Origin of the sequence: Bacillus luti, assembly GCF_001884105.1 — a bacterium.
GTDB lineage: Bacteria > Bacillota > Bacilli > Bacillales > Bacillaceae_G > Bacillus_A > Bacillus_A luti.
On the sequence record NZ_MACI01000014.1, the window covers coordinates 55,845 to 80,124 of the forward strand.

Below are 24,280 nucleotides of genomic sequence, written 5' to 3' on the forward strand. Positions count from 1 at the left end.
CGTTAAGGGGACTTTTTATGCCGTTTATTGACAGTTCAAGCATTTACATTGCTTGTTCTAGAAAGCTTTTCTACAATTGTTGAGTAGCATATGCTTAACAAAAGAGGACTGGCTCCTTCGTTGTAGCAAACTGTTTTTGATAGTATAATGAAATGAGTATGCAGTGAGAAATTTCGCTGCAAGTAGCTGAGGTGAAGAAACATGCAAAGAGTGACAAACTGTGTGTTAATTAGAGATAATGAAGTACTCTTACTCCAAAAGCCTCGTCGAAATTGGTGGGTTGCACCAGGCGGGAAAATGGAGCGTGGTGAGACAGTAAGAGATTCCGTTGTTCGCGAGTATCGTGAAGAAACAGGTATTTATTTAAAGAACCCAGCGTTAAAGGGGGTCTTCACCTTTGTCATTCAAGAAGGTGATAAGGTAGTTTCTGAATGGATGATGTTCTCCTTTTTAGCGACAGATTTTGCAGGAGAAAACAAACTAGAGAGCGAAGAAGGCATCATTGGTTGGCATACATTTGATAAAATTGATGATTTAGCAATGGCGCCAGGAGATTATCACATTATTGATTATTTAATTAAAGGGAATGGCATAATCTACGGTACATTTGTATATACCCCAGATTTTGAGTTGCTTTCATATCGATTAGATCCGAGTTAAACCGTCAAGGAGAGGATACGATGACAGAGAATAATGATATAAAAATGGTAATTATTACAGGAATGTCTGGAGCTGGAAAAACAGTAGCTTTACAAAGTTTTGAAGATTTAGGATATTTTTGTGTAGATAATTTACCACCGATGTTATTGCCAAAGTTTATTGAGCTTATGGCGGATTCAAAAGGGAAAATGAATAAAGTAGCACTTGGCGTTGATTTACGTGGCCGAGAGTTTTTCGAACATTTATGGGGAGCGCTTGATGATTTATCAGAACGTACATGGATCATTCCTCATATTTTATTTTTAGATGCGAAAGATAGCACGCTTGTAACTCGTTATAAAGAAACGAGACGTTCGCATCCACTTGCGCCAACTGGCTTGCCGTTAAAGGGAATCGAGGCAGAGCGTAGCTTATTAATTGATATGAAGGCACGAGCGAATATTGTGCTTGATACATCAGAGTTAAAACCGAAAGAATTACGTGAAAAAATTGTTCATCTGTTTTCAACTGAAACTGAGCAAGCATTTCGTGTAAATGTTATGTCATTTGGATTTAAGTACGGTATTCCAATTGATGCCGATTTAGTATTTGATGTTCGTTTTTTACCAAATCCATATTACATTCCACATATGAAGCCATTAACAGGGCTAGATGAAGAAGTTTCATCGTATGTACTGAAATTTAATGAGACGCATAAGTTTTTAGAGAAACTAACGGATCTCATTACTTTCATGCTTCCTCATTATAAAAGAGAAGGCAAGAGCCAACTTGTAATTGCAATTGGATGTACAGGTGGACAACATCGTTCTGTTACGCTTACAGAATACCTTGGGAAACATTTGAAACCAGAGTATAGTGTTCATGTATCTCATCGTGATGTGGAGAAAAGAAAGGGCCATTAAGGGATGAAAAAAGAGAGAAAACCTAAAATTGTCATCATGGGAGGAGGGACTGGACTCTCTGTCTTATTAAGAGGATTAAAGCAATATCCTGTTGATATTACAGCAGTTGTTACAATCGCTGATGATGGTGGCAGTTCAGGTAGATTACGTGATGAGCTAGAAATTCCGCCCCCAGGTGATATTCGTAACGTACTTGTTGCGTTGTCGGATGTAGAGCCGCTGGTGGAAGCTTTATTTCAGCATCGTTTCACAATGGGAGACGGACTGAAAGGTCATGCGTTAGGAAATTTACTATTAGCAGGTATGACCTCGATTACAGGAGACTTTTACCACGCGATTACGGAAACGAGTAAAGTATTAAATGTCAGAGGACGTGTATTACCGGCGGCGAATCAAAGTGCGGTACTTCATGCGGAACTAGAGGATGGAGAAATTGTAACGGGTGAATCCAAGATTCCTTATTACGGAAAGAAGATTAACCGTGTCTTTTTAACTCCAGAAGATGTAGAGCCGTTACATGAAACATTAGCTGAGATTAAACGAGCTGATTTACTTGTTTTCGGTCCTGGAAGTTTGTATACGAGTATATTGCCAAATTTAGTTGTTAACAAAATTGGGGACGCTGTTCTTGCTGCAAAAGCGAAGAAGGTATATGTATGTAATGTTATGACGCAAGCGGGTGAAACGATGGGATATACAGCGTTTGACCATGTGCAGGCGTTGCATGATCATTTAGGGCAACCATTTATCGATACTGCAATTGTAAATAACCGTGATATTCCTTGTGAATTACGTAAGTTATATGAGGAAGAAATGTCGGGACCAGTTGTAGTGGATGAAGAGCGTTTTGCTGAAAATAATATTAATGTAATTCAAGATCAATTAGCGAAGTATGATGATCATGTTGTAAGGCATGATACATTAAAATTAGCTTCTATTTTATATTCACTGTTGTAGATGCGCGTTATCTCTTTATGAGATAGCGCTCCTTCATTCATATAGGACAAGATTTTTGTTCCAAAATAATCGTATAAGGAGGTGTTGACTGTGTCATTTGCATCAGAAACAAAGAAAGAGTTGACGAATCTTGAGATGAAGGAATGCTGTGAGAAAGCAGAATTATCAGCGTTGCTTCGAATGAACGGATCACTTTCTTTTTCAAACCGTCGTCTATCTATCGATATTCAAACGGAAAATGCAGCAATTGCAAGAAGGATTTATACGCTTTTGAAAAAGGGATATGACGTAACGGTAGAATTACTTGTTCGTAAAAAAATGCGATTGAAGAAAAATAATGTATATATTGTGCGGCTTGTTGAGAAGTCACGTGAAATATTAGCAGATCTTCATATCGTTCGCGACGACTTTTCATTTATTCGAAATATATCACAAGAGTTAATTGAGAAGAAATGTTGTAAACGATCGTATTTACGCGGTGCATTTTTAGCAGGTGGTTCAGTAAATAACCCAGAAACATCATCTTATCATTTAGAGATCTTTTCGTTATATAAGGAACATAATGATGCTATATGTGAACTGATGAACGGATTTGATTTAAATAGTAAGACGTTGGAAAGAAGAAAAGGGTATATTACGTATTTGAAAGAAGCGGAGAAAATTACGGAATTTTTAAATATTATAGGTGCTCATAATGCACTTTTAAGATTTGAAGATATTCGAATTGTTCGCGATATGCGTAATTCAGTAAATCGTTTAGTGAACTGTGAAACAGCTAATTTAAATAAGACAATTGGTGCAGCGCTAAGACAGATTGAAAATATCCGCTATATTGATGAGACGGTTGGTCTTGATATTTTACCGGATAAATTACGAGAAATTGCACAACTACGAAGAGATTATCAAGATGTAACATTGAAAGAGTTAGGTGAGATGGTATCCGGGGGGAAAATTAGTAAATCGGGTATTAATCATCGTTTGCGTAAAATCGATGAGATTGCAGAGAAATTACGCGCGGGGGAACCAGTAGTAAAAAAATAAGAGGTTAAAGGGGAAATGGAGCTGTGGTTCAAAAACAGGTTAAAGTTTCATTAAAAAACGGTTTACAAGCACGTCCGGCTGCGTTGTTTGTACAAGAGGCAAATCGTTTTCATGCAGATATCTTCATAGAGAAAGATGGAAAGACAGTGAATGCAAAGAGCATAATGGGGATTATGAGCTTAGCGATTGGAACTGGTAGCATGATAACAATTACAACGGAAGGTTCAGATGCAGAAGAGGCTTTAGAAGCATTAGCTGCATATGTACAGTAAAAAAGCTATCGCGCATATGCGATAGCTTTTTTGTTGCTGTTATTTGTGCGGATTGGTCGGGGTGGGGTAAGCGCGTGCAGAGGTTTGACCATAAAAAAAGCGCCCAATTATAGGGCGCTTCCGCTTTTAGTTGTATCCAGCTCCAGCGGCTAGAATCTCCGGTTGTTTCGCCTTTACATTCGAGGCAAAAAGCGCCTCGGAATCAGGGGCTCCATCGCCCTGTGATTCTAAACGAGCCGCTTCCGCTTTAAATCTATTAACGATTTGTAAAGATCTTATCAATTAAACCGTATTCTAGAGCTTTTTCTGCTGTCATGAAGTTGTCACGGTCTGTGTCGCGTTGTAGTACTTCAAGTGGTTGACCTGTGCGGTCGGCAAGAATTTGGTTTAGTTTTTCACGTAAGAATAGGATACGTTTTGCAGCGATTTCGATTTCAGTCGCTTGACCTTGTGCTCCACCAAGTGGTTGGTGAATCATTACTTCACTGTTTGGAAGTGCGAAACGTTTTCCTTTTTCACCTGCTGCTAGTAAGAATGCACCCATAGATGCTGCCATACCGATACAGATTGTTGATACTTGCGGTTTAATAAACTGCATTGTATCGTAGATTGCCATACCTGCTGTGATAGAACCACCAGGGCTGTTGATGTAGATATGAATATCTTTTTCAGGATCTTGAGATTCCAAGAATAAAAGCTGGGAAACGATTGAGTTAGCTACGTTGTCATCAATTGCACTACCAAGCATAATGATGCGGTCTTTTAATAGTCGAGAGTAAATATCGTAAGCGCGTTCTCCACGATTTGTTTGTTCAATTACTGTAGGAATTAAATTCATCTGTTATTTCCTCCTTCTAAAGCTTTCTTAGTCTTATAATACAATTATGGTCAATAAAGGTCAAACGAAACCACTTTAAATCAAAAAAATATGTAGTTGTACCATGAATTATTCGCTATGTTTTTGAAATTCCCTGCTTATGTATCTTCAACATCATAACCGAATTGCATAAATTTAAACGTCATGAAAGCTGTAGAAAAAAAGAAAAGAACGCCTTTTGATGGGAGCGTTCTTTCATTATCTATTCTTTTAAAAGGTAGGTAACTTTATTTAAAATCTTTTCGACTTGTTTCGCATTTTTACTATACATTTCACTTGCTGTTTTTGACTTTGTTTCTAAAGAAAATAGTTCGAGATCAGCATGACATTTTTTTAAAGATGCTAATAATAAAGGCTTGTTTTGAGGAGAAGGCATTTGGAGTTTGTCATTGTAAATGTCGATAGTAAGTTGGCCATATGAGTCAACTTGAGCAAGAAAGACATTCTCAATGACAACACCGAGTTTTTCGAGTTCAGAATGTAACCAAGCGCGGTTATGTCCGCTTGCTGAAAGAGGTTCATCTAGTACATTTCCATCCATAATAACAGTTTGTGGCTCTTTTTCATTTGGTACTTTTAAGCTGATATCTTTTGCTGTAAGTGGTTGACGATCTTTTTTCAATAACACATTTAACTCACCGCTCGGTTCTAGTACGGCAAATTCTACATCAGCTATGTTGAATGCACTTTTTCCTCGAAGAAGCTCAAGTAATTCGTCGCTTGTATACTTTTCTTTCTTTAAGTTATCTTCGAGTATTTTTCCATCTTTTATTAGTACGGTAGATTTCCCTTCAAAAAAATCTCGAGCTGTTTTGTTCTTTAAAGAGAGGATTCCTGTGAAAAAAGGTACCGCAGCGAAAATGAGTATTGCAAAGACGCCGTGGAAAAATTTTTGATCGAGCCCTGTAGATACTTGGGCAGCAATATCACCAATTGTCATTCCAGCTATGTATTCGAAAAAGGAGAGCTGGGAGATTTGTCTTTTCCCTAGCCATTTTGTAATAGCGAATAGCATGATTAGTATGAATACAGAGCGGAGAATGACGAGTGTCCATTCGGGTAGGTGAGACATAGTCATTTCCTCCAGTTTACTTAAAACCCTTTATATTGAGGTTCTTCACGTTCTAATAATGAAACTCTATCTTTTAAATCAGCGATAACAGTGTCCATTTCTAACATACATTCATGAAATACACGTTTTGATTCTTCATCCACTGAATTTAAAGAAAGGGAGCTTAAACTTGCTTGAGCCCCCCTTAAACTAGCAAGGCATGTTTTTACACTAGCAATTACAGTCATATAAACACCTCTTATCCTTTCGGTTTAAATAGTAATGCACCAATGAATCCGAAAATAATAGCTGCGGATACACCGGCGCTCGTTACTTTAAACATGCCGGTAATAACGCCAACGATGCCATGTTTTGCAGCTTCTTCCATCGCGCCATGAACGAGAGCGTTACCAAAACTTGTAATAGGCACAGTTGCCCCAGCCCCAGCGAAATCAATTAATGGCTCATACAAATTGAATCCATCTAATATAGCTCCGGCAACAACGAGTGTGGCCATTGTATGAGCGGGGGTTAGTTTGCCGACATCAAACATAAGTTGGCCGATTACACATATAAGTCCGCCAATGACGAAAGCCCAGAAAAAAATCATTGCGTTGCACCTCCAAATTCAATCGAAACGGCGTGAGCGATACACGGAATCGTTTCTTCTTGTTGGAATGTAAGGGGAGATAGTAATGCACCTGTCGCAACAACGAGTATTTTTTTGAATTCTCCCCTTTTCATTCTATTTAATAAATGTCCGTACACGACTGTTGCTGAACAGCCTGGGCCACTTCCGCCGGCTATTACCGGTTGACCTTCTCTATAAATGAGTAGTCCGCAATCTTGAAATTGTTCACTTGTTACTTTTGTCCCGTGTTTATGTAGTAAGTCATAAGCAACTTCGCGTCCGACGTGTCCGAGGTCACCTGTTACGATTAAATCGTAGTGAGACGCATCGAGATTTCTTTCTCTTAAATGAGCTTCAATTGTATCGACAGCAGCGGGGGCCATCGCGCCCCCCATATTAAATGGATCGGTTAATCCCATATCAACAACTCGCCCGATTGTTGCAGATGTTACCCTAGGTCCGTGTCCAGTATCGCTCAAAATAGCAGCTCCGGCTCCGGTAACTGTCCACTGGGCAGTAGGAGGTTTTTGGCCACCGTATTCAGTTGGATAGCGGAATTGTTTTTCTACAGCAGTATTATGGCTTGAAGCGCCAGTTAATAAATATTTCGCGCCTTTTGCATTTACGATACTTGCCCCAAGTGCTAAGCCTTCCATAGAGGTAGAACAAGCACCGAATAAACCGAGATAAGGTGTGCCTAGTGTGCGGCATGCGAAGCTTGTTGGAGTTATTTGATTAATTAAATCTCCAGCGAGAACGAATTGAATATCATCTTTCCGAAGTCTCGCTTTTTCTGTAGCACGGCTACAAGCTTCTTCAAACAAAATTTTATGTGCTTTTTCGTAGGAATCTTGTCCGAGCCATAAATCTTCATGAAGGGTATCGAAGTCTTCAGGGATTTTTCCCTTTGCCTCAAAGGGGCCACCGACTACACCTGTTGAGATAATAACTGGTTTGTTTTCGAATACCCATGTTCGGTGTCCTTGTAACATTTATAGCCCTCCCCATTGAACAAGAATCGTTTTAATAAGTGCGATGACGAAAGCGGAAAATACACCAAATAAGATAACCGATCCTGCTAGTTTAAACATGTTACCGCCAACACCAAGGACAAATCCTTCTGTTCGGTGTTCGATACATGCGGCAATAACAGAGTTTCCAAATCCAGTAACGGGAACTGCGGTACCAGCACCAGCAAATTGCCCAAGGCGATCGTAGACGCCAAATCCCGTCAGTAGCATAGAGATAAAAATAAGAGTTGCAACTGTAGGATTCCCGGCAGATCTTTCGGTGAAATCGAAATAAGTAATGTAAAAGGTAGAAATCAGTTGGCCTATTAGACAAATTAATCCGCCGACGAAAAAAGCTTTTATACAATTTTTTAAAACGGGGCGCTTCGGTTCGCGCTGTTGTTCAAATTTTTTATATTCTTGTTGCACAGGTGTTAAATTTTTATCTTTACTAGACATTTGAATCCTTCCTTCTCTTTTAGAAAGCTTAAATATTAGAACCCATTTCTGATTGAATGAGTTTTAATTGATCTTTAATGCCATCCTTGCTTACTTTCTTGTTCTTAATTTTGTTTTCAAGTTCTTCTATGAGCATAAAGATCTTTTTGTCTGTACTGACACGAATATCGAAAGTAGGGTTTTCGTCACTTAGCTTCTTTTTTAATTTACTTCGTAAAGGCTTTAAACCAAATCTTTCGTGATGTTCAGGTTTGATGGCTATGTAAAGATCTAAATTTGTATTAACTGCGGTAGCTTCTATAATTCCTTCCATAGCAAGAGCTTTTTTCTTAGCGTCTTGCGATATAGATTGATTAAAGGATTCTGTACTCATTTTTGTTAATTTAGGGCCCTTTTTCTCATCTGTTCGCTTCGCTTCTTCTTTCTTTACTTTTTTATCTAACGGGCTATTATCGCATCCGGTAAGTGAACCGATTAGGAGCACAAATAACGCGGCTATGATTCCGAGTTTTCGCATTATAATCATTCCATTTCTATTGCAATATGTAATGTGATAGAAAAAGGATGACTGCATATCATCCTTTTTCTATTTCACAGCATAACGAATCCGTTATTGCTGTGAGTATTGTGGTTCTTCTTGCTGGACTTCTTCCACGCGTGGATTTAAAGAATCGATAATCGTTTGCGTTTGCTGCGCAGCTGTTTGGAAAAGTTGCTTAGCTTGTTGGTTATCCGTATCAAGAGCGAATCCCTCTAAGCTAGCTTGTGCACTTTTTAATCCAGAAACAGTTTGCTTTAGTTTCGTAATTACAGTCATTGAATGAAGCCCCCTTTGGAATATCAATTCAAAAGTTATAATTTGTGAATTGGGGTGAAAATATGATTGGAAAATTTAGGGGAGGGATATGCTTGATATGTTTTTAGATAAGGTATATAAAGGGTTAAGGGGATATTTTTATTGATTTAAATGGATTTTATTGCTATTATTATGAAAAGAAAATGAAGTGTTTTCTATAATCATGCGCCCATAGCTCAGTCGGATAGAGCGGTGGTTTCCGGTACCACGTCTGCCGGGGGTTCGAATCCCTCTGGGCGCGTCAAAAGACCTAAACTTACATTTGTAAGTTCAGGTCTTTTTTTATTGCCCCTTGTTATATCTAGTAATAAGATTTACTATTAGTATGTGGTAATAATTTAATTACACTATTATTTTCTTTCAATATTATTCAAATTTCGGTTGTAAGTTGTAAATCTCATTAATACATATAAATTAATAATATTTTGGAATGGGTGTCTGTGATAGCATTCTCCTTTTACCAAACTTATTGTACAATAGAAACAAGGGGGAGATTAGTTTGAAGGCAAGTCTTTTACAAGAACAAAGCTTACGTTTGGCAATGACACAAGAGTTAAGGCAAGCGATTACAATGCTTCAGTATAATGTACAAGAATTATCGGAGTTTTTGTATGAGCAATCGTTAGAGAATCCCCTTATTGAGTTAGGTGGTTTTGAGAGGGAGAAGAAAAAGAGCTCTAACACAAGTAAAAGTACCAGCAAACAAGTCGAGAATCAGATGGAAATCTACAGTGTGGATTCTACAACGATTCAGCAACATTTATTAAATCAAATACAGTATTATAAAATAGATGAAGAAGAGCGCAAAGTAGCTTCTTTCATTATTATGAACATGGATGGAAATGGGTATTTACAAGAAACGAATGAAGAGTTAGCAAGCCTCCTTTCTGCATCGATTCATGTAGTAGACCGCTCTGTAGAGCTTGTCCAATCACTGGAGCCAGCAGGGGTAGGGGCACGTAATATTCAGGAATGTTTAACTTTGCAATTGAAGCGCTTACAAAGGCGTAATGGATTAGCGGAAGAGGTTATAGAGGATCACTTCGCTTATTTCGTGAAGAAAGATTGGCGAAAGCTCGTTCAAGTGTTGAAATGTAGTAATGAGGAATTGCAATCAGCGGTGAACTGCATTACGGCATTGCAACCAAAACCAGGTCTTGCGTTTTCTTCTGATAAACCACTTTATATTGTGCCTGATATGGCGGTGAAAAAAGATGGCGATCGTCTCGTTTTACAGATGAACGAGAGAAATATGCCGAGAATTGAAATTCATTCTGAGTATAGTGCACTTCTTAATAATAGTGAAAGTGAAGTAGCGTCTTACGTATCAGAAAAGTATCAGCATGTGCAGTGGATTATGCGCAGTTTAAAACAGAGAAAACAAACGCTTCTGCAAGTGATGACTATTATTATGGAAAAACAACGGGATTTCTTCTGGGAAGGTCCAGAACATTTAAAGCCACTTGCTTTAAAAGAGGTAGCGGAAGAGTTAAGCGTGCATGAGTCTACAATTAGTCGGGCAACGCGAAATAAATATGTGCAAACACCACACGGTTTATTTGAGATGAAATCGTTCTTTAGCAATGCTGTTTCGACGACTGAAGATGAGGCAGTTTCTACAAAGCGTGTGAAACGATTTATTCAAACGCTCGTTGAGGCAGAGAATAAGAAAAAGCCACTTTCAGATCAAAAGATTTCAAAATTGTTAGAAGAAGAGCATGAAATTGTTATTTCTCGAAGAACAGTGGCGAAGTATAGAGAACAAATGCACATTCCAGCTTCGTCATTACGAAAAACGATCGGATAGGTGAAAAAGATGGAAGTTGTACTGTATACAAAAACAGATTGTGGCCTTTGCGTGCAGGCGAAACAAGTTTTACAAGAAGTACAATGTGAATATTCTTTTCAAATCAAGGAAATAGATATATATGAAGATAATGACCTTTTAGAAAAATATCACTTAATGATTCCGGTTGTAGAAATAGGCGGAAAACAAGTAGAATATGGTAACATTCACAAAGGTGTCATAATAAACTATATAAAGAATGCAGTTAAGAGTTGAATAAGTTTCTATCTCCTGTTACAATAATACACGTAGCAGGGATTATTTTTTTAATCTATGTGGGACACAAAATGTCACTACGGGACATAAAGTGACCACGAGAGAGAATGAACCAATGTAGTGAGGAGAAAAGATATGCGCTCATGGATTCAGAATACAAAAAAATTATTACCTGATCTGCTACCTGTTATGCAAACGAGAATGCAAATTCTTCAGTACATTAGGCTTATGCAGCCGATTGGAAGAAGAAACTTATCAGCAAGTCTCGGTATGACAGAACGAGTATTGCGAAGTGAAGTTCAAGTTTTGAAAGAACAGAACTTAGTTCACATCGCTTCTTCTGGAATGACATTGACAGAAGAAGGAACAGCTTTAGTTCTTGCTTTGGAAGACTTTATGAAAGAAATTTCCGGGTTAAAGGTTTTAGAAAAACAACTTAAGGAAACATTAGACTTGGATGAAGTTTTCGTTGTCCCTGGTGATAGTGATGAATCGCCTTGGGTCAAACTGGAGATGGGCCGTGCTTGTGTGACTTGTATAAAAGACCGTCTGACAGCGAATAATATCGTTGCTGTGGCTGGAGGAACTACGCTAGCTGCTGCTGCGGACATGATGCAGCTTGATTGCAAAGATTTACATATGCTATTTGTCCCAGCGCGTGGTGGAATTGGAGAAGGTGTTGAATTAGAAGCCAATACCATTTGTGCCAAAATGGCGCAAAATACGATGAGTAATTATCGCTTATTGTATGTTCCAGACCATGTTAGTAGCGAAGCATATGCGTCTATTGTGACAGAGCCTTCCGTGAAAGAAGTTCTTGAGTTGATTCGATCTTCCAATATCGTCATTCATGGAATAGGTGATGCGTTAACAATGGCACGTCGCAGAAATACTTCAGAAGCAGATTGGTTAAAGATTCAGGCAAGCGAAGCAGTTGGCGAAGCTTTCGGTTACTACTTTAATGAACAAGGAAATGTTGTTCATAAAGTAAGAACAGTTGGTATGCAACTTGAGGATTTACAAAATGTATCTCACGTTGTTGCAGTCGCTGGAGGTTCTTCAAAGGCAAAGGCAATACAGGCTGTAATTAAACAAGGGCACACTTCAATTCTAATTACAGATGAAGGTGCAGCAAAACAGTTAACAAAGGGTATTACCCTTTAAATATAATCCCCCAAGGAGGAAATTCAAATGACTAAAATTGGTATTAATGGATTTGGACGTATCGGACGTAACGTATTCCGCGCAGCTCTTAACAACTCAGAGGTAGAAGTAGTAGCAATCAACGACTTAACAGATGCTAAAACATTAGCTCACCTTTTAAAATATGACACAGTTCACGGAACTTTAAATGCAGAAGTATCTGCTAACGAAAACAGCATCGTTGTTAACGGTAAAGAAATTAAAGTTATCGCTGAGCGTGACCCAGCTCAATTACCATGGAGCGACTACGGAGTAGAAGTAGTAGTAGAATCTACTGGCCGTTTCACTAAAAAATCAGACGCTGAAAAACACTTAGGTGGATCAGTTAAGAAAGTTATCATCTCAGCTCCAGCTTCTGACGAAGATATCACTGTAGTTATGGGTGTTAACCACGAGCAATACGATGCAGCTAACCACAATGTAGTATCTAACGCTTCTTGTACTACAAACTGTCTAGCTCCATTCGCTAAAGTATTAAACGAAAAATTCGGCGTAAAACGCGGAATGATGACAACAATTCACTCTTACACTAACGACCAACAAATCTTAGACTTACCACACAAAGATTTACGTCGTGCTCGTGCAGCAGCTGAAAACATGATCCCAACATCTACTGGTGCAGCTAAAGCTGTAGCATTAGTATTACCAGAACTTAAAGGTAAACTAAACGGTGGCGCTGTACGTGTTCCAACTGCTAACGTTTCTCTAGTTGACTTAGTTGTTGAACTTGATAAAGAAGTAACAGTTGAAGAAGTAAATGCAGCATTCAAAGCAGCAGCTGAAGGCGAATTAAAAGGTATCCTTGGATACAGCGAAGAGCCATTAGTATCTATCGACTATAACGGATGTACAGCTTCTTCTACAATCGATGCATTATCTACAATGGTAATGGAAGGTAACATGGTTAAAGTACTTTCTTGGTACGATAACGAAACTGGTTACTCTAACCGTGTAGTAGACCTAGCAGCTTACATGACTTCAAAAGGTCTTTAATTCTTAATTATATAAGTTATCAATGACAAAACGAGGGAGAGGGTTTGTTCCCTCTCTCTCTTCTTTCGTTTTAGAAGCAAATGTGTTAAGCTTTTGAATGGGTTTTGTCAATCCTAACTAGTAGTCGGAGGGAAAACCAATGAACAAAAAATCAATTCGTGACGTAGATTTAAAAGGTAAGCGTGTATTTTGCCGCGTTGACTTCAACGTACCTATGAAAGAAGGCAAAATTACAGATGAAACTCGTATCCGTGCAGCTCTTCCTACAATTCAATATTTAGTAGAGCAAGGTGCGAAAGTTATTTTAGCAAGCCACTTAGGCCGTCCAAAAGGTCAAGTAGTAGAAGAAATGCGTTTAACTCCAGTAGCAGCACGTTTAGGCGAGCTTCTTGGTAAAGACGTTAAAAAAGCAGACGAAGCATTCGGACCAGTTGCACAAGAAATGGTTGCAGCAATGAACGAAGGCGACGTATTAGTTCTTGAAAACGTACGTTTCTATGCGGGCGAAGAAAAGAACGATGCAGAACTTGCGAAAGAATTTGCAGCTCTTGCTGACATCTTCGTAAACGATGCATTCGGTGCAGCTCACCGTGCTCACGCTTCTACAGCAGGTATCGCAGACTACCTACCAGCAGTATCTGGATTATTAATGGAAAAAGAGTTAGATGTACTTGGTAAAGCACTTTCTAACCCAGAACGTCCATTCACAGCTATCATCGGTGGTGCGAAAGTAAAAGATAAAATCGGTGTAATTCGTCATCTATTAGATAAAGTAGATAACTTAATCATCGGTGGCGGACTTGCTTACACATTTGTTAAAGCTTTAGGTCATGAAATTGGTCAATCTTTATGTGAAAATGACAAGATTGAACTAGCTAAAGAATTTATGCAACTTGCAAAAGAAAAAGGCGTAAACTTCTACATGCCAGTTGATGTTGTAATCACTGAGGAATTCTCTGAAACTGCAACGACTCAAATCGTTGGTATCGACTCTATTCCTTCTACATGGGAAGGCGTGGACATCGGTCCTAAAACACGTGAAATTTATGCAGATGTAATTAAAAACTCTAAGCTTGTTGTATGGAATGGACCAATGGGTGTATTCGAAATGACTCCATTCGCAGAAGGTACAAAAGCAGTAGGACAAGCATTAGCAGATGCAGAAGATACATACTCTGTTATCGGCGGTGGTGACTCTGCAGCAGCTGTTGAAAAATTCGGTATGGCTGATAAAATGAGCCACATTTCTACTGGCGGCGGTGCGTCATTAGAATTCATGGAAGGCAAAGAGCTTCCAGGTGTAGTTTGTCTTAACGACAAATAAGTAGCAGCCAAAGAAAAAGGACGGTGCAAAGCATGCGTAAACCAATTATCGCAGGTAACTGGAAAATGAATAAAACTCTATCTGAAGCAGTTAGCTTCGTAGAGGAAGTTAAAGGTCAAATCCCAGCAGCTTCAGCTGTTGATGCAGTAGTTTGCTCTCCAGCTCTATTCTTAGAGCGCTTAGTAGCAGCGACTGAAGGAACTGATTTACAAGTAGGTGCACAAAACATGCACTTCGAAAAAAATGGTGCATTCACTGGCGAAATTAGCCCAGTAGCACTTAGCGACTTAAAAGTAGGCTACGTAGTACTTGGCCACTCTGAGCGTCGTGAAATGTTTGCTGAAACAGATGAGTCAGTAAACAAAAAGACTATCGCAGCATTTGAACATGGTTTAACACCAATCGTATGTTGTGGTGAGACTTTAGAAGAGCGCGAAAGCGGAAAAACATTTGATCTAGTAGCAGGTCAAGTAACAAAAGCACTTGCAGGTTTAACAGAAGAGCAAGTTAAAGCAACTGTTATCGCTTATGAGCCAATCTGGGCTATCGGTACAGGTAAATCTTCTTCTTCTGCAGATGCAAACGAAGTATGTGCGCACATCCGTAAAGTTGTTGCAGAAGCTGTTTCTACAGAAGCTGCAGAAGCTGTTCGTATTCAATACGGCGGTAGCGTAAAACCAGAAAACATTAAAGAGTATATGGCACAATCTGACATCGACGGCGCTTTAGTTGGCGGTGCTAGCTTAGAGCCTGCTTCGTTCTTAGGTCTTCTGGGGGCGGTAAAATGAGAAAGCCAACAGCTTTAATCATCCTTGACGGTTTCGGACTACGTGAAGAAACTCATGGGAATGCTGTAGCACAAGCTAAGAAACCTAATTTTGATGGTTACTGGAACAAATTCCCTCATACAACGCTTACAGCATGTGGTGAGGAAGTAGGTCTTCCAGAAGGTCAAATGGGTAACTCTGAGGTTGGTCACTTAAATATCGGTGCTGGCCGCATTGTATATCAAAGCTTAACACGCGTAAACGTTGCAATTCGTGAAGGTGAGTTCGATCAGAACGAAACGTTCCAAAATGCAATTAAAAGCGTGAAAGAAAAAGGTACTGCTCTTCATTTATTCGGTTTACTTTCTGATGGTGGTGTGCACAGTCACATGAACCATATGTTTGCTCTTCTTCGCTTAGCAGCAAAAGAAGGTGTGGAGAAAGTTTATATCCATGCATTCTTAGATGGCCGCGATGTTGGACCACAAACAGCAAAAGGTTATATCGATGCAACGAATGAAGTAATTAAAGAAACAGGAGTAGGACAATTCGCGACTATCTCTGGTCGTTATTACTCTATGGACCGTGACAAGCGTTGGGATCGCGTTGAAAAATGTTACAGTGCTATGGTAAATGGTGAAGGCCCTACTTATAAATCAGCAGAAGAGTGTATAGAAGACTCTTATGCGAACGGTATCTATGATGAATTCGTATTGCCGTCTGTAATTGTTAACGAAGATAACACGCCAGTTGCAACAATCAATGATGATGATGCAGTTATCTTCTATAACTTCCGTCCAGACCGTGCAATTCAAATTGCTCGTGTATTTACAAACGAAGACTTCCGTGAGTTCGATCGTGGTGAAAAAGTACCTCACATTCCTGAATTCGTTTGTATGACACATTTCAGTGAAACTGTAGATGGTTACGTGGCATTCAAGCCAATGAACCTTGATAACACTTTAGGTGAAGTTGTTGCGCAAGCGGGATTAAAGCAACTTCGCATCGCGGAAACTGAAAAGTATCCGCACGTTACATTCTTCTTTAGCGGTGGTCGTGAGGCTGAATTCCCAGGAGAAGAGCGTATTTTAATTAACTCACCGAAGGTTGCAACGTATGATTTGAAACCTGAAATGAGCATTTACGAAGTAACGGACGCTTTAGTAAATGAAATCGAAAATGATAAACATGATGTTATCATTCTTAACTTTGCGAACTGTGATATGGTTGGCCATTCTGGGATGATGGAACCAACAATTAAAGCAGTAGAAGCAACTGACGAATGTTTAGGAAAAGTTGTAGAAGCAATTCTTGCAAAAGATGGTGTAGCACTTATTACTGCTGACCATGGTAATGCTGATCAGGAGTTAACTGCTGATGGTGGACCAATGACAGCCCATACAACTAACCCGGTTCCTTTCATCGTTACAAAAAATGATGTAGAGCTTCGTGAAGGTGGTATTTTAGGAGATATCGCCCCAACAATGCTTACGCTTTTAAATGTGGAACAACCGAAAGAAATGACAGGTAAAACAATTATTAAATAATTTGCTTATATAAAAAGGAGAGAATTTATTATGTCAACAATTATTGATGTTTATGCTCGCGAAGTCCTTGACTCTCGTGGTAACCCAACTGTAGAAGTAGAAGTTTACACAGAAAGTGGCGCTTTCGGACGCGCTATCGTACCAAGTGGTGCATCTACTGGTGAGCACGAAGCAGTAGAATTACGTGACGGTGACAAATCTCGTTACCTTGGTAAAGGTGTTATGAACGCAGTAAACAACGTTAACGAAGCAATCGCTCCAGAAATCGTTGGTTTCGACGTAACTGACCAAGCTGGTATCGACCGTGCTATGATCGAATTAGATGGCACTCCAAACAAAGGTAAACTAGGCGCTAACGCTATCCTTGGTGTATCTATGGCAGTAGCTCATGCAGCAGCTGACTTCGTAGGTCTTCCATTATACCGTTACCTTGGTGGATTCAATGCAAAACAATTACCAACTCCAATGATGAACATCATCAACGGTGGTTCTCACGCTGATAACAACGTAGACTTCCAAGAGTTCATGATCTTACCAGTTGGTGCTCCAACATTCAAAGAATCAATCCGTATGGGTGCTGAAGTATTCCATGCACTTAAAGCTGTATTACATGACAAAGGTCTTAACACTGCAGTAGGTGACGAAGGTGGATTCGCTCCAAACCTTGGTTCTAACCGTGAAGCACTAGAAGTAATCATTGAAGCTATCGAAAAAGCTGGTTACAAAGCTGGCGAGAACGTATTCTTAGGAATGGACGTTGCTTCATCTGAGTTCTACAACAAAGAAACTGGTAAATATGACCTTGCAGGCGAAGGCCGTACTGGCTTAACTTCTGCAGAAATGGTTGATTTCTACGAAGAGCTTTGCAAAGACTTCCCAATCATCTCTATCGAAGATGGTTTAGACGAAAACGACTGGGATGGTCACAAATTATTAACTGAGCGTATCGGTGATAAAGTACAATTAGTTGGTGACGATTTATTCGTAACTAACACTCAAAAACTTGCTGAAGGTATCGAAAAAGGTATCTCTAACTCAATCTTAATTAAAGTTAACCAAATCGGTACTTTAACTGAGACTTTCGAAGCTATCGAAATGGCTAAACGTGCTGGTTACACAGCAGTTGTATCTCACCGTTCTGGTGAAACTGAAGATGCTACAATCGCTGACATCGCAGTTGCAACTAACGCTGGCCAAATCAAAACTGGTTCTATGAGCCGTACTGACCGTATTGCTAAGTACAACCAATTATTACGCATCGAAGACGAACTAGGCGAAATCGCTGTTTACGATGGTATCAAATCTTTCTACAACATCAAACGATAATTGTAGAAAATAACGACAGACCGTGAGAAATCACGGTCTGTTTTTTTATGCTAAAATTGCTCATCCGTCATAAGTGACATGAAATGTTTAAAGAAGCGGTTATAATCAAAATCAATTGCGATTTGATGACTTGGCCAATCAATAAATGGTTTAGATTCTCCTAAAGAGCGAAATTCGCCAATGCTTGCTCCTTGTGCATAAGATTCTGTCATGACAACGATAGGTGATTTGTGATAAGTGAACATAGTGTTATCAAATAAAGCGAGTATGGGAATTGTGTCATGAAATGGACAACCTTTTAAATGTGGTAAAGCATTTTTATAATATCCATAGTAATAGTGATTGAAAAGAGGTTTAACGAGTGGGGCCTTTCCTTTTGCTTCAATGTATTCAGCCATTTCTGGTGTAATGATGGAATACTGGGTGACGTTTAATGGATAGATGTACATGTTAGGTGAAGATTGAAGGACTATATTAGCAGCAGTAGGATCGCCATAAAAGTTCGCTTCAGAAATAGGGGTAACATTACCAGGGTGTAAAAAGGAACCACCCATTACGTAATAAGAGTTGATTTGTTTCATTAACTCTTTACATACGATGAATAAAATCGCCAGAGAGGTAAGTCTTCCTAAACTTACAATGATTAATTCATCTTTATACTGTTCAATAAGAGGAATAACTTCGAAAAAATTCTCCATATCTCCGTTAGTCACATTCCCCTTTGGAATAATTGGCCCGAGCCCTTGTTTCCCGTGTACATCTGTAAAAAATGCAGGAGGGGCACCAGTAAGTGGACGTTCTGATCCACCAAATATCTTGATATTTCTCTCCTTTGTTTCGTTCGTAAGAAAATGAGCATTTTGTACGGCCATTTCTTTCGGAACATTGCCGTAATCAGCAACAATGCCGATGATTTCTATTTCATCGATAAAAAACGCTAAGAGGAGAGCCATCGTATCATCAATCCCAGGATCACAAAAAATGAGAACTTTTTTTGGCATAAGTTCACCACCTATCTTGTTAATGTATATGTAAGCTTTTGGATAATAAGAATAAAAAGATTATTTTCTTGAAATAGCAACTCGATAAATTCAGAAAATAAAAACTTTTTATATTAGGTCAATGCTTTTGACTTATTTTTCGTTCGAAAATGCAGTCATATCAAGGTTGTAAGCGTGTAACATTGGCTATTTTTGCTGTCAAGTTGATAAATTGCAGCTTTTTACAATTTATACTATGATAAAGATATTAAGAGAAGATCGTATAAACATGAGGGATGATGAACATGAAATTTACAAAGATTCTTGTCCAAATTGCTGCTTTGTATGTATTTTATATGGTTGGAACTTGGGTGCAGGAAATGTTGAATATTCCGATTCCAGGAAGTTTAATTGGGATGTTTCTTTTACTTGTTTTACTGAGCTTGAAAGTTCTACCTGTGAAATGGTTTGATGTAGGAGCAGAAACACTCGTCGCTGTTATGCCGTTTTTATTAATTCCGCCAACACTTGGCTTAATGAATTACGGTGCTTTTTTTATGAGTAAAGGAATTTCCCTTTTCATTACAATTGTAGCGAGTACATTTTTAATTATTATTGTCGCAGGACATACAGGGCAATATCTTGCGAATAGAGAGGAAAGAGAGTCACGATGAGCCAAATATTAATCGGAATTGGTTGGGTTCTTTTTACGGTGCTATTATATCAATTATCTAAAAAAATCTATAAATTATTTCCAACACCATTTACTATTCCAATGCTTGTAGCGACAGGATTAATGGCTTTCATATTTATAGTGCTTGATATACCTTATCAAAATTATATGGAAAGCGGTGGTGGTTGGATTGCGCAGTTACTTGGACCGGGTGTTGTAGCATTCGCAATTCCGCTGTATAAACAGCGTCATGTACTGCAAAAATATGTTGTACCGATTGCGGGTGGGGTCTTAGTAGGTACAACCGTTGCAATCGCAAGTGATTTCGTTATTGCTTCACTTATGGGGACAGATAAAAGCTTAATTTTATCTTCATTACCAAAATCAGTGACAATGCCGGTTGCGATGAGCGTTTCAGAGCAAGTTGGTGGAGTACCTTCCTTAACAGCAGCTTTCGTTGTTATTGCAGGTATTACTGGAACAATTACAGGCCCACTTTTATTAAAATGGAGCCGCGTTACAAATTCAGTTGGTAAAGGGATCGGATTTGGTTGTGCATCTCATATTATGGGCGTTATGAGAGCGATGAAAAATAATGAACATGAAGGTGTTATTGGATCGGTAACAATGACATTAACAGCTATTTTAACATGTGTGCTTGGCCCGTTATTTGCGATGATGTTTATGTAATAGAAGAAAAGCGAGAGCGACTCTATAGCTCTCGCTTTTCTATAGAATTTATGCTACAGTTAAAATAACTGAATCTTTGTAGGAGGTACGCCAAGTGCATACGTTATTATCCGTTTTACTTATTATTGTATCGATTTTAATGATTGTTATGGTACTTATGCAGTCTAGTAATAGCTCAGGCCTTTCAGGTGCAATTTCAGGCGGTGCAGAGCAATTATTTGGTAAGCAAAAAGCACGTGGAATTGAAGCAGTATTAAACCGTATTACAATTGTTTTAGCTGTTCTATTCTTCGTATTAACAATTGCTGTTACGTACTTAAATTTATAGAATTGAAAGAAGAAGCGTTAGTAAGTTGTACTAATGGTTCTTCTTTTTTTATTTTGCCATTTGAAAGATGTTTCTAATTAGATTATAGAAATATAAATATGGTACACTAGATATAGAAAGAATACGACTAGATTACAGAAGAGAAAGAGGAGAAGTACATGATGAAATTAGCATCTCCGAAACCATTTACATTTGAGGGTGGAGACCGCGCTGTTTTATTACTACATGGTTTCACAGGAAACTCAGCTGATGTACGTATGTTAGGGCGTTTCTTAGAGAAGAAAGGCTACACTTGTCATGCGCCAATTTTTAAAGGGCACGGTGTACCACCAGAAGAGCTTGTTCATACAGGTCCTGAAGATTGGTGGCAAGACGTAATGGAAGCATATCAGCTTTTAAAAGATAAAGGCTTTGAGAAAATTGCTGTTGCTGGATTATCACTTGGCGGCGTATTTTCTTTAAAATTAGGTTATACAGTACCGGTTTTAGGTGTAGTACCAATGTGTGCACCAATGTATATTAAGAGTGAAGAAACGATGTACCAAGGTATATTGGCATATGCCCGCGAATATAAAAAACGTGAGCAAAAATCACCAGAGCAAATTGAACAAGAAATGTTGGAATTCCAAAAGACACCGATGAATACATTAAAAGCACTACAAGAGCTAATTGCTGACGTACGTAACAATGTGGATATGATTTATGCCCCAACATTTGTTGTACAAGCGCGTCATGATGAAATGATTAATACAGATAGTGCTAACATTATTTATAACGGTGTAGAATCTACGTTAAAAGACATTAAATGGTATGAAGACTCTACGCATGTCATTACACTTGATAAGCAACGTGACGAGCTACATGAGGATGTATATAACTTCTTGGAGCAACTAGATTGGTAAGATCTAGTTGCCTCTTTTTTTCATAAGGAATTTTTTGTGAAAACTGTAAAAATCATTAGGGGAGTATTAAAGTTTCGCTTTATACATACCCCATCTTTCGGATACACTAAATAATATAAGGGTTTAAAGGAGGTATTTCTGCTTGGAAGAAATCATACAAGAACATATTGATAAATTATTATTATTCATGAGAGAAGAAGCGTATAAACCGTTAACGATACAAGAATTAGAAGCGGCATTTGGAATTGAAGGTTCTGAAGGCTTTAAAGATTTTGTAAAGGCACTTGTAATGATGGAAGAGAAGGGGCTTGTTATTCGTACACGTAGCAACCGTTATGGTCTTCCTGAAAAGATGAATTTAGTACGCGGTAAGTTAATTGGACATGCACGTGGTTTTGCATTCGTTGTGCCAGAAGAGAAGAAAACAGGAGATGATGATCTTTTCATCCCGCCTACAGAATTAAACGGTGCACTTCATGGCGATACAGTATTAGCACGCGTTAGTTCACAATCAGGCGGTTCACGTCAAGAAGGTGCAATTGTACGTATTTTAGAACGTGGAACGAAAGAACTAGTTGGTACATATACAGAATCAAAAAACTTCGGATTTGTTATACCTGACAATAAGCGCTGGACAAGTGACATTTTCATCTTGAAAAGTGCATCGATGGGTGCTGTAGAAGGTCATAAAGTAGTTGTGAAAATTACGAGCTATCCAGAGAATCGTTTAAGTGCAGAAGGTGAAGTTATTCAAATTCTAGGTCATAAAAATGACCCAGGAGTAGATATTTTATCTGTTATCCATAAACATCATTTACCTTTAGCATTTCCTGAAGAAGTGATGGAGCACGCAAACAGTGTACCAGAAACGATTTCAGAAGAAGATTTAAAAGATCGCCGTGATTTGCGTGACCAAATGATTGTAACGATTGACGGCGCAGACGCAAAAGATTTAGATGACGCTGTTACAGTAACGAAGCTTGAGAACGGTAACTACAAACTTGGTGTTCATATTGCGGATGTAAGTCATTACGTGCAAGAAGGTTCTCCGATTGATGTGGAAGCAGCGGAGAGAGCGACGAGTGTATATCTTGTTGACCGTGTAATTCCGATGATTCCGCATCGTCTATCTAACGGTATTTGTTCATTAAATCCGAAAGTAGACCGTCTGACATTATCTTGTGAAATGGAAATCAACAATCTAGGTGATGTTGTCAAACACGAGATTTTCCAAAGTGTGATTAAAACGACAGAGCGTATGACGTATGCTGACGTAAGAAGCATTTTAGAAGATGAAGACGAAGAGTTAATTAAGCGTTATGAGCCGTTAGTACCAATGTTTAAAGAGATGGGGCAACTAGCTCAAATTTTACGTGAAAAACGTATGCGTCGCGGTGCAATTGACTTTGACTTTAAAGAAGCGAAAGTATTAGTAGATGAAGAAGGAAAACCGACTGATGTGGTCATGCGTGATCGTTCTGTATCAGAGAAGTTAATCGAAGAATTTATGCTTGTTGCGAACGAAACAGTAGCAGAGCACTTCCACTGGATGAACGTACCATTCATGTACCGTGTCCATGAAGATCCGAAAGAAGATAAGCTTGAGCGTTTCTTCGAGTTTGTAACAAACTTCGGATATGCAGTAAAAGGACGTGCGAACGAAGTACACCCTCGTGCACTGCAACAAATTCTTGAAATGGTTCAAGGGCAACCAGAAGAAGTAGTAATCTCAACAGTTATGCTTCGTTCAATGAAGCAAGCACGTTACGATTCGGATAGCTTAGGACATTTCGGTTTATCAACGGAGTTCTATACGCACTTCACATCACCAATTCGTCGTTACCCAGATACGATTGTTCATAGATTGATTCGTGAATACATCATTAACGGTAAAGTCGACAACGAAACACAAGCAAAATGGCGTGAGAACTTACCTGAGATTGCAGAGCACTCTTCGAATATGGAACGTCGTGCTGTTGAAGCTGAGCGTGAAACAGACGAAATGAAAAAAGCAGAGTATATGGTTGATAAGATCGGTGAAGAGTATGACGGTATGATTAGCTCTGTAACAAACTTCGGTTTATTCGTAGAGCTTCCAAATACTATTGAAGGCCTTGTACACGTTAGCTACTTAACGGATGATTATTACCGTTATGACGAGCAGCATTTCGCAATGATCGGGGAACGTACAGGTAACGTATTCCGCATCGGTGACGAAATTACAATTCGCGTTATTAACGTAAACAAAGACGAGCGCGCAATCGACTTTGAAATCGTTGGCATGAAAGGCACACCACGCCGTAAGTTCAAAGATCGTCCAGTCGTTATCGAACAGCCAAGAACAGGCAGAAAGAAACGCGGTGGACGTAGCGAGCGCAGTAATGAGCGCGGCGGTGAACGCGGTACAGGAAGAAAGTTTGACCGTGGCGGTAAAGGCAAAGGAAAAGGGGCAGCATCAGCATCAGCATCCACTTCCACATCTGCTAGCCAGTCAGGGAAAAAAGATGGTAACGGCAAGAAGAAGAAAGCATTCTTCGAAAACGTACCAGGATTCAAGAAGAAAAAGAAAAAGCGTAAGTAAGAAGAGGGTGGCTTCGCTTTGATGAAAAGCGGGGCCTTTTTCTTTTTATTGGTGACTTGAGAGCGAGCCACTTTCGCTTTTTATTAGAATCCAGCTACAGTGGCTAGAATGTTCGGCGGCTTCGCTTCTTCCCAGAGAGGCAAAGAGCGCCTCAAGGTCAGAAGCTCCATCCACCTCACATTCTAAGC

The 24,280-nt window shown here is 39.1% G+C and carries 26 protein-coding genes, 1 tRNA gene and 1 pseudogene; 19 read left to right on the forward strand and 9 right to left on the reverse strand.

The window, feature by feature from the left end; genetic code table 11:
• The first annotated feature begins 201 nt into the window (after positions 1–201).
• The 5 genes from BAQ48_RS04175 (at position 202) to BAQ48_RS04195 (ending at position 3,832) form a co-directional block, all read left to right on the forward strand.
• Positions 202–660: an NUDIX hydrolase gene (locus BAQ48_RS04175; RefSeq protein ID WP_001190080.1), complete on the forward strand. Its 459-nt coding sequence runs from the start codon at positions 202–204 to the stop codon at positions 658–660.
• Between the two features lie 20 nt (positions 661–680).
• Positions 681–1,562 (forward strand): RNase adapter RapZ, encoded by an 882-nt coding sequence (gene rapZ, locus BAQ48_RS04180; RefSeq protein WP_000138463.1) that lies wholly within the window; start codon positions 681–683, stop codon positions 1,560–1,562.
• 3 nt (positions 1,563–1,565) lie between these two features.
• Positions 1,566–2,519 carry a gluconeogenesis factor YvcK family protein gene (locus tag BAQ48_RS04185; protein ID WP_071710090.1) on the forward strand — a complete coding sequence of 318 codons (954 nt, stop codon included), beginning with the start codon at positions 1,566–1,568 and terminating at the stop codon, positions 2,517–2,519.
• A gap of 90 nt (positions 2,520–2,609) precedes the next feature.
• Positions 2,610–3,560: a DNA-binding protein WhiA gene (gene whiA / locus BAQ48_RS04190; RefSeq protein WP_000006562.1), complete on the forward strand. Its 951-nt coding sequence runs from the start codon at positions 2,610–2,612 to the stop codon at positions 3,558–3,560.
• A gap of 23 nt (positions 3,561–3,583) precedes the next feature.
• The gene (locus BAQ48_RS04195; protein WP_000250298.1) at positions 3,584–3,832 is read left to right on the forward strand and encodes an HPr family phosphocarrier protein; all 249 of its coding nucleotides are present in this window, start codon (positions 3,584–3,586) and stop codon (positions 3,830–3,832) included.
• A gap of 256 nt (positions 3,833–4,088) precedes the next feature.
• On the opposite strand, the gene clpP is transcribed toward BAQ48_RS04195, so the two are convergent.
• The 8 genes from clpP to BAQ48_RS04240 all read right to left on the reverse strand — a co-directional run bounded on the left by clpP (position 4,089) and on the right by BAQ48_RS04240 (position 8,677).
• A complete protein-coding gene (clpP, locus tag BAQ48_RS04205) occupies positions 4,089–4,670 on the reverse strand; it encodes an ATP-dependent Clp endopeptidase proteolytic subunit ClpP (protein ID WP_001049155.1) in 582 nt (193 codons plus the stop codon).
• A gap of 241 nt (positions 4,671–4,911) precedes the next feature.
• The gene (locus BAQ48_RS04210; RefSeq protein WP_071710092.1) at positions 4,912–5,781 is read right to left on the reverse strand and encodes a DUF421 domain-containing protein; all 870 of its coding nucleotides are present in this window, start codon (positions 5,779–5,781) and stop codon (positions 4,912–4,914) included.
• Positions 5,782–5,801: 20 nt separating this feature from the next.
• The gene (locus tag BAQ48_RS04215) at positions 5,802–6,008 is read right to left on the reverse strand and encodes a DUF1657 domain-containing protein (protein WP_071710093.1); all 207 of its coding nucleotides are present in this window, start codon (positions 6,006–6,008) and stop codon (positions 5,802–5,804) included.
• An 11-nt stretch (positions 6,009–6,019) separates the two neighbouring features.
• Positions 6,020–6,370 (reverse strand): stage V sporulation protein AE, encoded by a 351-nt coding sequence (gene spoVAE / locus BAQ48_RS04220; protein ID WP_000575919.1) that lies wholly within the window; start codon positions 6,368–6,370, stop codon positions 6,020–6,022.
• On the reverse strand, positions 6,367–7,383 hold the full coding sequence (gene spoVAD / locus BAQ48_RS04225; RefSeq protein ID WP_071710094.1) for a stage V sporulation protein AD: 1,017 nt from the start codon (positions 7,381–7,383) through the stop codon (positions 6,367–6,369). The genes spoVAE and spoVAD overlap by 4 nt, the downstream gene beginning before the upstream one ends.
• Positions 7,384–7,860, reverse strand: coding sequence for a stage V sporulation protein AC (gene spoVAC, locus BAQ48_RS04230; protein ID WP_071710095.1), 477 nt, complete (start codon positions 7,858–7,860; stop codon positions 7,384–7,386).
• 28 nt (positions 7,861–7,888) lie between these two features.
• Entirely contained in the window at positions 7,889–8,377 is a 489-nt protein-coding gene (locus BAQ48_RS04235) for a YhcN/YlaJ family sporulation lipoprotein (RefSeq protein WP_071710096.1), read from the reverse strand.
• Between the two features lie 93 nt (positions 8,378–8,470).
• Positions 8,471–8,677, reverse strand: a complete 207-nt coding sequence (locus tag BAQ48_RS04240; RefSeq protein ID WP_000216166.1) for a DUF1657 domain-containing protein — start codon at positions 8,675–8,677, stop codon at positions 8,471–8,473.
• 204 nt (positions 8,678–8,881) lie between these two features.
• On the opposite strand from BAQ48_RS04240, the gene BAQ48_RS04245 reads away from it, so the two are divergent.
• From BAQ48_RS04245 to eno, 9 genes are all read left to right on the forward strand, one after another.
• Positions 8,882–8,957 (forward strand) — tRNA-Arg (locus BAQ48_RS04245).
• A 258-nt stretch (positions 8,958–9,215) separates the two neighbouring features.
• On the forward strand, positions 9,216–10,523 hold the full coding sequence (gene rpoN / locus BAQ48_RS04250) for an RNA polymerase factor sigma-54 (protein WP_071710097.1): 1,308 nt from the start codon (positions 9,216–9,218) through the stop codon (positions 10,521–10,523).
• Between the two features lie 9 nt (positions 10,524–10,532).
• Complete coding sequence (locus tag BAQ48_RS04255; protein WP_071710098.1) at positions 10,533–10,778, forward strand: glutaredoxin family protein; 246 nt, start codon at positions 10,533–10,535, stop codon at positions 10,776–10,778.
• 135 nt (positions 10,779–10,913) lie between these two features.
• The gene (gene cggR, locus BAQ48_RS04260) at positions 10,914–11,942 is read left to right on the forward strand and encodes a gapA transcriptional regulator CggR (RefSeq protein ID WP_001258182.1); all 1,029 of its coding nucleotides are present in this window, start codon (positions 10,914–10,916) and stop codon (positions 11,940–11,942) included.
• 27 nt (positions 11,943–11,969) lie between these two features.
• Positions 11,970–12,974, forward strand: coding sequence for a type I glyceraldehyde-3-phosphate dehydrogenase (gene gap / locus BAQ48_RS04265; RefSeq protein WP_000161236.1), 1,005 nt, complete (start codon positions 11,970–11,972; stop codon positions 12,972–12,974).
• 139 nt (positions 12,975–13,113) lie between these two features.
• Positions 13,114–14,298, forward strand: coding sequence for a phosphoglycerate kinase (locus BAQ48_RS04270; RefSeq protein ID WP_001036352.1), 1,185 nt, complete (start codon positions 13,114–13,116; stop codon positions 14,296–14,298).
• Between the two features lie 32 nt (positions 14,299–14,330).
• Complete coding sequence (gene tpiA / locus BAQ48_RS04275) at positions 14,331–15,086, forward strand: triose-phosphate isomerase (protein WP_071710099.1); 756 nt, start codon at positions 14,331–14,333, stop codon at positions 15,084–15,086.
• A complete protein-coding gene (gpmI, locus tag BAQ48_RS04280) occupies positions 15,083–16,612 on the forward strand; it encodes a 2,3-bisphosphoglycerate-independent phosphoglycerate mutase (protein WP_016079762.1) in 1,530 nt (509 codons plus the stop codon). Before tpiA ends, gpmI begins: the two co-directional genes overlap by 4 nt.
• A 30-nt stretch (positions 16,613–16,642) precedes the next feature.
• Positions 16,643–17,938 (forward strand): phosphopyruvate hydratase, encoded by a 1,296-nt coding sequence (gene eno, locus BAQ48_RS04285; RefSeq protein WP_000103949.1) that lies wholly within the window; start codon positions 16,643–16,645, stop codon positions 17,936–17,938.
• Positions 17,939–17,988: 50 nt separating this feature from the next.
• On the opposite strand, the gene BAQ48_RS04290 is transcribed toward eno, so the two are convergent.
• Positions 17,989–18,939: a nucleoside hydrolase gene (locus tag BAQ48_RS04290; RefSeq protein WP_071710100.1), complete on the reverse strand. Its 951-nt coding sequence runs from the start codon at positions 18,937–18,939 to the stop codon at positions 17,989–17,991.
• Positions 18,940–19,223: 284 nt separating this feature from the next.
• Here BAQ48_RS04290 and BAQ48_RS04295 point away from each other — a divergent pair, with 284 nt between their 5' ends.
• From BAQ48_RS04295 to rnr, 5 genes and pseudogenes are all read left to right on the forward strand, one after another.
• The gene (locus tag BAQ48_RS04295; protein ID WP_071710101.1) at positions 19,224–19,592 is read left to right on the forward strand and encodes a CidA/LrgA family holin-like protein; all 369 of its coding nucleotides are present in this window, start codon (positions 19,224–19,226) and stop codon (positions 19,590–19,592) included.
• Positions 19,589–20,281 carry an LrgB family protein gene (locus tag BAQ48_RS04300; RefSeq protein WP_000078297.1) on the forward strand — a complete coding sequence of 231 codons (693 nt, stop codon included), beginning with the start codon at positions 19,589–19,591 and terminating at the stop codon, positions 20,279–20,281. Before BAQ48_RS04295 ends, BAQ48_RS04300 begins: the two co-directional genes overlap by 4 nt.
• A 94-nt stretch (positions 20,282–20,375) precedes the next feature.
• Positions 20,376–20,609, forward strand: a complete 234-nt coding sequence (gene secG / locus BAQ48_RS04305; RefSeq protein WP_000557263.1) for a preprotein translocase subunit SecG — start codon at positions 20,376–20,378, stop codon at positions 20,607–20,609.
• A gap of 161 nt (positions 20,610–20,770) precedes the next feature.
• Positions 20,771–21,511, forward strand: a complete 741-nt coding sequence (gene estA, locus BAQ48_RS04310) for a carboxylesterase (protein WP_000761971.1) — start codon at positions 20,771–20,773, stop codon at positions 21,509–21,511.
• Between the two features lie 187 nt (positions 21,512–21,698).
• Positions 21,699–23,817, forward strand: a pseudogene (gene rnr / locus BAQ48_RS04315) (ribonuclease R); the annotation flags it as partial.
• Positions 23,818–24,280 lie beyond the last annotated feature (463 nt).

Excerpts from the sequence above, each read along its gene's own strand:
- BAQ48_RS04175 (WP_001190080.1), top strand. The coding sequence starts at position 202 with ATGCAAAGAGTGACAAACTGTGTGTTAATTAGAGATAATGAAGTACTC.
- rapZ (WP_000138463.1), top strand. The coding sequence starts at position 681 with ATGACAGAGAATAATGATATAAAAATGGTAATTATTACAGGAATGTCT.
- BAQ48_RS04185 (WP_071710090.1), top strand. The coding sequence starts at position 1,566 with ATGAAAAAAGAGAGAAAACCTAAAATTGTCATCATGGGAGGAGGGACT.
- clpP (WP_001049155.1), bottom strand. The coding sequence starts at position 4,670 with ATGAATTTAATTCCTACAGTAATTGAACAAACAAATCGTGGAGAACGC.
- BAQ48_RS04210 (WP_071710092.1), bottom strand. The coding sequence starts at position 5,781 with ATGTCTCACCTACCCGAATGGACACTCGTCATTCTCCGCTCTGTATTC.
- BAQ48_RS04215 (WP_071710093.1), bottom strand. The coding sequence starts at position 6,008 with ATGACTGTAATTGCTAGTGTAAAAACATGCCTTGCTAGTTTAAGGGGG.
- spoVAE (WP_000575919.1), bottom strand. The coding sequence starts at position 6,370 with ATGATTTTTTTCTGGGCTTTCGTCATTGGCGGACTTATATGTGTAATC.
- spoVAD (WP_071710094.1), bottom strand. The coding sequence starts at position 7,383 with ATGTTACAAGGACACCGAACATGGGTATTCGAAAACAAACCAGTTATT.
- spoVAC (WP_071710095.1), bottom strand. The coding sequence starts at position 7,860 with ATGTCTAGTAAAGATAAAAATTTAACACCTGTGCAACAAGAATATAAA.
- BAQ48_RS04235 (WP_071710096.1), bottom strand. The coding sequence starts at position 8,377 with ATGCGAAAACTCGGAATCATAGCCGCGTTATTTGTGCTCCTAATCGGT.
- BAQ48_RS04240 (WP_000216166.1), bottom strand. The coding sequence starts at position 8,677 with ATGACTGTAATTACGAAACTAAAGCAAACTGTTTCTGGATTAAAAAGT.
- BAQ48_RS04255 (WP_071710098.1), top strand. The coding sequence starts at position 10,533 with ATGGAAGTTGTACTGTATACAAAAACAGATTGTGGCCTTTGCGTGCAG.
- cggR (WP_001258182.1), top strand. The coding sequence starts at position 10,914 with ATGCGCTCATGGATTCAGAATACAAAAAAATTATTACCTGATCTGCTA.
- gap (WP_000161236.1), top strand. The coding sequence starts at position 11,970 with ATGACTAAAATTGGTATTAATGGATTTGGACGTATCGGACGTAACGTA.
- BAQ48_RS04270 (WP_001036352.1), top strand. The coding sequence starts at position 13,114 with ATGAACAAAAAATCAATTCGTGACGTAGATTTAAAAGGTAAGCGTGTA.
- tpiA (WP_071710099.1), top strand. The coding sequence starts at position 14,331 with ATGCGTAAACCAATTATCGCAGGTAACTGGAAAATGAATAAAACTCTA.
- gpmI (WP_016079762.1), top strand. The coding sequence starts at position 15,083 with ATGAGAAAGCCAACAGCTTTAATCATCCTTGACGGTTTCGGACTACGT.
- eno (WP_000103949.1), top strand. The coding sequence starts at position 16,643 with ATGTCAACAATTATTGATGTTTATGCTCGCGAAGTCCTTGACTCTCGT.
- BAQ48_RS04290 (WP_071710100.1), bottom strand. The coding sequence starts at position 18,939 with ATGCCAAAAAAAGTTCTCATTTTTTGTGATCCTGGGATTGATGATACG.
- BAQ48_RS04295 (WP_071710101.1), top strand. The coding sequence starts at position 19,224 with ATGAAATTTACAAAGATTCTTGTCCAAATTGCTGCTTTGTATGTATTT.
- BAQ48_RS04300 (WP_000078297.1), top strand. The coding sequence starts at position 19,589 with ATGAGCCAAATATTAATCGGAATTGGTTGGGTTCTTTTTACGGTGCTA.
- estA (WP_000761971.1), top strand. The coding sequence starts at position 20,771 with ATGAAATTAGCATCTCCGAAACCATTTACATTTGAGGGTGGAGACCGC.